This window comes from Stappia sp. (assembly GCF_048261845.1).
GTDB lineage: Bacteria > Pseudomonadota > Alphaproteobacteria > Rhizobiales > Stappiaceae > Stappia.
Window position 1 is genome coordinate 71,091 of the sequence record NZ_JBLXFR010000017.1, and the last position, 6,383, is coordinate 77,473.

The 6,383-nt window shown below is 68.7% G+C and carries 4 protein-coding genes; 1 reads left to right on the forward strand and 3 read right to left on the reverse strand.

Features of this window, described 5'->3' with window-relative positions; all coding sequences use genetic code 11:
* Positions 1–123 precede the first annotated feature (123 nt).
* Genes iolE through ACN0T5_RS09555 form a run of 3 tightly spaced genes read right to left on the reverse strand, consistent with a single transcriptional unit; the run spans position 124 to position 4,870 of the window.
* Positions 124–1,023 (reverse strand): myo-inosose-2 dehydratase, encoded by a 900-nt coding sequence (iolE, locus tag ACN0T5_RS09545; RefSeq protein WP_417768397.1) that lies wholly within the window; start codon positions 1,021–1,023, stop codon positions 124–126.
* 41 nt (positions 1,024–1,064) lie between these two features.
* Positions 1,065–2,891 (reverse strand): 3D-(3,5/4)-trihydroxycyclohexane-1,2-dione acylhydrolase (decyclizing), encoded by a 1,827-nt coding sequence (gene iolD, locus ACN0T5_RS09550; RefSeq protein ID WP_417768398.1) that lies wholly within the window; start codon positions 2,889–2,891, stop codon positions 1,065–1,067.
* Positions 2,888–4,870, reverse strand: coding sequence for a bifunctional 5-dehydro-2-deoxygluconokinase/5-dehydro-2-deoxyphosphogluconate aldolase (locus tag ACN0T5_RS09555; protein ID WP_417768399.1), 1,983 nt, complete (start codon positions 4,868–4,870; stop codon positions 2,888–2,890). The genes iolD and ACN0T5_RS09555 overlap by 4 nt, the downstream gene beginning before the upstream one ends.
* A 677-nt stretch (positions 4,871–5,547) precedes the next feature.
* Between ACN0T5_RS09555 and ACN0T5_RS09560 the strand changes: the two genes are divergently transcribed.
* On the forward strand, positions 5,548–6,383 hold an 836-nt coding region (locus tag ACN0T5_RS09560), incomplete at its 3' end, for a DEAD/DEAH box helicase (RefSeq protein ID WP_417768400.1).

The window sequence follows — 6,383 nt, forward strand, 5'->3', positions numbered from 1 at the left end:
ATTGTCCTTCCGTCTTTGCCCGGGGAAACCCCCGGGAGATCAAATCGCTGCTCCCCCCTCTGTCCCCTGACGGGGACATCTCCCCTTCAAGGGGGAGACGTGCGCGAGGGTCACCGTCTCGCCTCAGCCCCTGTCCAGCCCCGTCTCGCGGGCTGTTGCCCTCAGCGCCTCAAGGCCCATCGACTGGTAGGTGACCGGGTCGCGGACGAGCGGGTCCTGCTCCGCCTCGATGACGAGCCAGCCGGAATAGCCGTGCCGCGCGGCGGCCGAGAGCACCGGCGCGAAGTCGACCGCGCCTTCCGGATCGCCCGGCACGGTGAAGACACCGCGCCTGACGCCTTCAAGGAAGCTGAGCCCTTGCGAGCGGACCTCTTCCATCACGTCGGGACGCACGTTCTTGGCGTGGATGTGCGAGACCCGGCCCATGTGCTTTTCGGCCAGACGGGCCGGATCGCCGCCGCCGAAGAAGGCATGGCCGGTGTCGAGCAACAGGCGGGTGACCGGGCCGGTCAGTTCCATCAGCCGGTCGATCTCGTCCTCGCTCTCGACGATGGTGCCCATGTGGTGGTGATAGACGAGCGGCACGCCCGCACCCGCGCAATGGGCGGCGACCCTGTCAAGGTCGGCACAGAAGCGGGCGAAGCGGCCCGCGTCGAGGCGCGGCCGGTCATTGAGGGCGACGGCATCCTGCCCGTGCACGGCGTTGGACGTCTCGCAGGCGATCAGCACCGGCGAGCCCATCGCCTTGAGGCGTGCAAGATGCGGACCGATGGCGGCGATCTCGTCTTCCACGGAGCGGGTCAGGAGATTGAGCGAGTACCAGGCGGACACGAATTTCAGCCCGTGGGGCTCAAGCGTCGCGGCAAGCCCGGCGGGATCGGTCGGGAATTTGTGGCCGTTCTCGATGCCGTCGAAGCCGATGGCGGCCGCCTGCGACAGGCAGGTCTCCAGGCTGATATGCGCGCCAAGCGACTGGTCATCGTCGTTGGACCAGGCAATCGGATTGGTGCCGTAAAGAATCATGGCGGGGTCTTTCGAAAAGGCGGCGGCAGGCCGCCGGGTGTTCAGGCATTTCTCTTTTTCACCGCCGCCTCGTAGCGGGCGCGGGCGGCGCGGACCTCGGCGCGTTCCGACACTTCCGGCACGGCGACATCCCACCAGTGGCCGCCGGCCTGCGTCGTCGCCAGCGGATCGGTGTCGATGACGATGACATGGCTGCGATCAGACATGCGGGCACGGACAAGCGCCTCCTCCAGCGCCGCGATGCCGTCGACCTTCTCGGCGATCGCGCCCATGGAGGCCGCATGGGCGGCGAAGTCGATGGCGCTCGGCACCGCATGGCGGGCCGTGTCGAGGAGGTTGTTGAAGCTCTCGCCACCGGTCGCCATCTGCAGCCGGTTGATGCAGCCATAGCCGCGATTGTCGAGCAGGACGACCGTGATTTTCAGCCCGAGCATGACCGAGGTGGCGAGCTCGGAATTCATCATCATGTAGGAGCCGTCGCCGACCATGACGACGACCTCGCGATCCGGGTGCGCCATCTTCGCGCCGAGCCCGCCGGCGATCTCGTAGCCCATGCAGGAGAAGCCGTATTCCATGTGATAGCCGTTGGGGCGCGAGGCCTTCCACAGCTTGTGCAACTCGCCCGGCAACCCGCCGGCGGCGCACAGGACGATGGCATTCTCGTCCGTGCCGCGCTGCACCGCGCCGATGACCTGTGCGTCGCTCGGAAGGGCGTTGCCCGACGGGGCGGCCGTTGCCGCATCGACGGCGGCGATCCAGTCGCTCTTCAACGACGGGGCCGGCGGCTCCGCCCGGTGCTCGCCAAGCGCAGCGGACAGGTCCTCGAGCGCCGCGCGGGCATCGGCGACAAGCGGCAACGCCCCGTGCTTGGCGGCATCATGGCCGGTGACATTGAGCGAGAGGATGCGGCAGGCGGGATTGCCGAACAGCGCCCAGGAGCCGGTGGTGAAATCCTGGAAGCGGGTGCCGATGCCGATGACGAGATCCGCCCTTTCGGCAACCGCATTGGCAGCGGAGGAGCCGGTGACGCCGATGGAGCCGAGATTGAGCGGATGATCCCAGGCAAGCGACGACTTGCCGGCCTGGGTTTCGGCAACGGGGATCCCGTGACGGGTGGCGAATTCGGCCAGCGCGTCGCAGGCGCCGGAATAAAGCACCCCGCCCCCGGCAATGACGAGCGGGGTTTTCGCCGTGCGGATCGCCGCGACGGCCGCCGCCAGTTCGCCCGCATCGGGGCGCGGCCGGCGGCGGCGCCAGACGCGCGGGGCAAAGAAGCTTTCCGGCCAGTCGAAGGCCTCCGCCTGTTCATCCTGGCAGAAGGCGAGAGTCACGGGGCCGCATTCGGCCGGGTCGCTCAGCACCGACATGGCGCGCGGCAGGGCGGCGAGAAGCTGTTCGGGCCGGGTGATGCGGTCGAAATAGCGCGACACCGGGCGGAAGCAGTCATTGGCCGAGACGGTGGCATCGGCAAACGCCTCGACCTGCTGCAGCACGGGATCGGGCGCGCGGCCGGCAAAGACGTCGCCCGGCACGAGCAGCACCGGCAGCCGGTTGACATGGGCAAGGGCGGCAGCGGTCACCATGTTGGTGGCGCCCGGCCCGATGGAGGTGGTGACCATCATCGCCTGGGCGCGGTTGACGGCCTTGGCATAGGCGATCGCCGCATGGGCCATGCCCTGTTCGTTGTGGCCGCGCCAGGTGGGGAAATCGTCGCCCGCGCCCTGCAGCGCCTCGCCAAGGCCGGCGACATTGCCGTGGCCGAAGATCGCCCAGCAGCCGGGGATGAGCGGTTCGCCGGCGTCGTTTTCCTGGGCGGCGAGAAAGCGCACCATGGCCTGCGCGGCAGTGAGGCGGATGGTCTGGGTCATGTCGGCTCTCCGGCAGGAACGGGGGCGGCCCGGCCGCGCGCTCCGTCCCAGATGGCACACAGTCTGGCGAATGTCGCGGCCATTGCCACCACCGCGTCCTCGTCGCCGATCTCGCCCGCAAGCCAGCGCCGCGCCGGATCGGCGAAGATCGTGCGCCCGACGGCAAAGCCCCTGACCAGCGGAAAGCGGGCGGCCGCCTCGAAACTGGCGGCAAGTTCATGCATCGGCGCATCGAGGCCGAGAACCACGATGCCGCGCACATGGGGATCGTTTTCGCCGATCACCGCCGAAGTCTCCGCCCATCCGGCCTCGCTCGTCATCGGTTCCAGCTTCCACCAGTCGGGGAAGACGCCGATCTCGTAGAAGCGCGCGATGACCCGCGCCGTGGTGGTGTCGTCGACGGGGCCGACCTTCGAGGGGATCACCTCCAGCAGGAGTTCCAGCGAATTGGCGCGCGCGGCACGGGCAAGGCGCAGGATCGTCTCCTCCTGGCCGGCCTTCGTCGCCGCATCGTCGTCCGGATGATAGAAGCACAGCACCTTGACGACGTGATCCGCCGGCCATTCGGCAAGCGCCGAGCCGTAGTCGGCGCCGATTTCCAGCTCAAGCGGACGGGAGCCCGGCCGCTCGACCGGCCGGCCGATCCACAAGCCGGTCCCGGCGGCGCGAAACAGCGCCTCCTCGCCAAGCCGGCCGTCGCAAAGAATGCCGTAGCCGGACCGGCCCGCCTGCACGCGGCGCGCCGCCTCCAGGCACAGCGTCTTGAAGTGCGGGATGCGGGCCGGGTCTGCGGCGAGATCCCGGGCGAGATCCTCAAGCTGCATGCGGTGGTCGAAAGCGAAGACACGCATCACCGACCAGTCGCCGCCATGCGAGCGGTGACGGTTGGTCGACCAGTGGATCTGCTCCAGTTCCGCATCCTTGCGCAGGGCCGGCACGCGCACGCCGCGCTCCAGAAAGAAGCAAAGCTCCTCCCAGCTCGGATAGGACGGCGTGCAGCCGTGGCGCGAGACGGCAAGCGCGCCGCAGGCATTGGCATAGGTCAGCGCCCGCTCCCAGCCCTCGTCGCGCAGCCAGCCGCGCAACAGGCCGGACATGAAGCCGTCGCCCGCGCCGAGCACGTTGAACACCTCGATGGGAAAGCCGGGACCGGAAACGCCGTGATCGAGATCGTCGGGGATCGCCCCCTCGAAGGCGACGGCGCCCATCGGTCCGCGCTTGCACACGAGCGTCGCGGAGGAAACGGCGCGCACGGCGCGCAAGGCGGCCACCGTGTCGGTGGTGCCGCCGGCGATGTGGAATTCCTCCTCCGTGCCGACGATCAGGTCGAAGAGGGACAGATGCGCCTGCAGCTTGGCCGTGACGGCGGCCGAGGCGATGAAGCGGCTTTCGCCCGCGTCATGGCCGGCAAGGCCCCAGAGGTTGGGACGGTAGTCGATGTCGAGCGCGGTCCGTGCTCCGTTGTCGCGGGCAAGGCGCAGCGCCTTCAAAACGGCCGCTTCCGTGCGCGGATGCGACAGATGCGTGCCGGTGACGGTGACGCAGCCGGCCTCGGCGATGAAGGCCGGGTCGATGTCGCCCTCCTCCAATGCCATGTCGGCACAGTTTTCACGGTAGAAAATCAGCGGAAACTGCTCGCGGTCGCGAATCCCCAGAAGCACCAGCGCCGTCAGCCGCTCGGGGTCGATCTTCACGCCGCGCACATCGACGCCCTCGCGAGCAAGCTCCTCGCGGATGAAACGGCCCATGTGCTCGTCGCCGACGCGGGTGATCAGCGCCGAACGCAGGCCGAGACGGGCGGTGCCGGCGGCCATGTTGGTGGGCGAACCGCCGATATACTTGGCAAAGCCGCGCATGTCCTCGAGACGGCCGCCGACCTGGGCGCCGTAGAGATCGACCGAGGACCGGCCGATGGTGATGACGTCGAGCGGCCTGTCGTCCCTGCCCGCGCCGGCTTCCGCGGATGTTGTGGCCGCCACGACCGCCTCCCTCGCCTGCTGTCGCCGCCCGGTCGCGGCATTCGGTTCAAAACGGAACATAAATTCCATTTACATGCCCCGCAACAGCTTTCTGGTCTTTTCCAGCGAAACCGGCACCGCCCGATCACTCTCCCCGGCAGGCAGGATTTGACGTATGAGACGCCCTGGCAGGAGCGTTTTTGTCGACATGTCAGCCGGTTATAGGGTTCCCTGGAGATTCGCGGCGCAGCCCGACCCGTTGCCGCCACGTTTTCACGCGGTCAGGACAGCCCCGCCTGCACTGCCGTTGCGGCGACCGGAACGGTGCGCGAAAGCACCGAAAAGAGAGGGGCGACGCGCCGCGTCATCGCCCATCCTTGCTGCAGGGTCACCCGAAGGCAGATCATTATGGAATTTTTGTTCCAAAACCCGCCAGACATGATTTCCGTTGCGCCGCAGCATGATCTGTGGTCTACGGTGCTGCGACGGCGTCCGCGTAGAGACACGACCATTCGTGCACGGCGCCCCGCGAAGCAACCTTCCTCCCGATCGTTGCCCAGAAGCCGCTCCCAGAGACACCGCCCGGCGGTGCGAGCGCATCCTCAAGGCAGCTGATCTGCGCAAGCTCCCTTCATTGTAAGACACGGACCGCGACCGGCCGCCCAATGATGGCGTGCGGGCGCGAGCAAGGAGTCCGCTTGACCACGTTCAACGACCTCGGCCTCGCCGAGCCGATCCTCAAGGCCATTGCGGCCGAGGGTTACACCAGCCCGACGCCGATCCAGGCCCAGGGCATTCCCGCGATCCTGTCCGGTTCCGACGTGATGGGCCTTGCCCAGACCGGCACCGGCAAGACCGCGTCCTTCGTGCTGCCGCTGCTGCATCGCATCGCGACGCAGAACCTGCGCCCCGATCCGAAGACCTGCACCTCGCTGATCCTGGCGCCGACGCGCGAGCTTGCCTCGCAGATCGCCGACAGCATCCGCGCCTATGGCCAGAAGGTCCGCCATTCGGCCACCGTCGTCACCGGCGGCGTGCGGCCGATGCCGCAGATCCGGGCCCTGTCGCGCGGCGTCGACATCGTCGTCGCCACGCCGGGCCGGCTGATCGACCACATGCAGACGGGTGCCGTGCGCCTCGACCGGACGACCACGATCGTGCTCGACGAAGCCGATCACATGCTCGACCTCGGCTTCCTGCCGGCGATCCGCCAGATCCTGGCGAGCCTGCCGCGCGACCGCCAGACGATCCTGCTGTCGGCCACCATGCCCAAGCCGATCCGCGCGCTGGCCACCGCGATTTCCTGCGGGGTGTTCAGGAAGGCGGTGGCCAGCGGGCGGGGCGGCTTGGGCGTGGGGGGCGGCAGCGGGGTGGGGTGGGGGGCGCGCGGGAGGGGCGCCCGGGGCGGCCGCGCCCCGGGGGGAAGCGCGCCGGCCGGGCGCGGAAGGCCGCTCCTGGACCCGCGCGCCCACCGACTTCAGCGGCTTGCAGGCGGTCGACGCCGACCTGACGCTGAGCGCCGGGGTCATCGTCA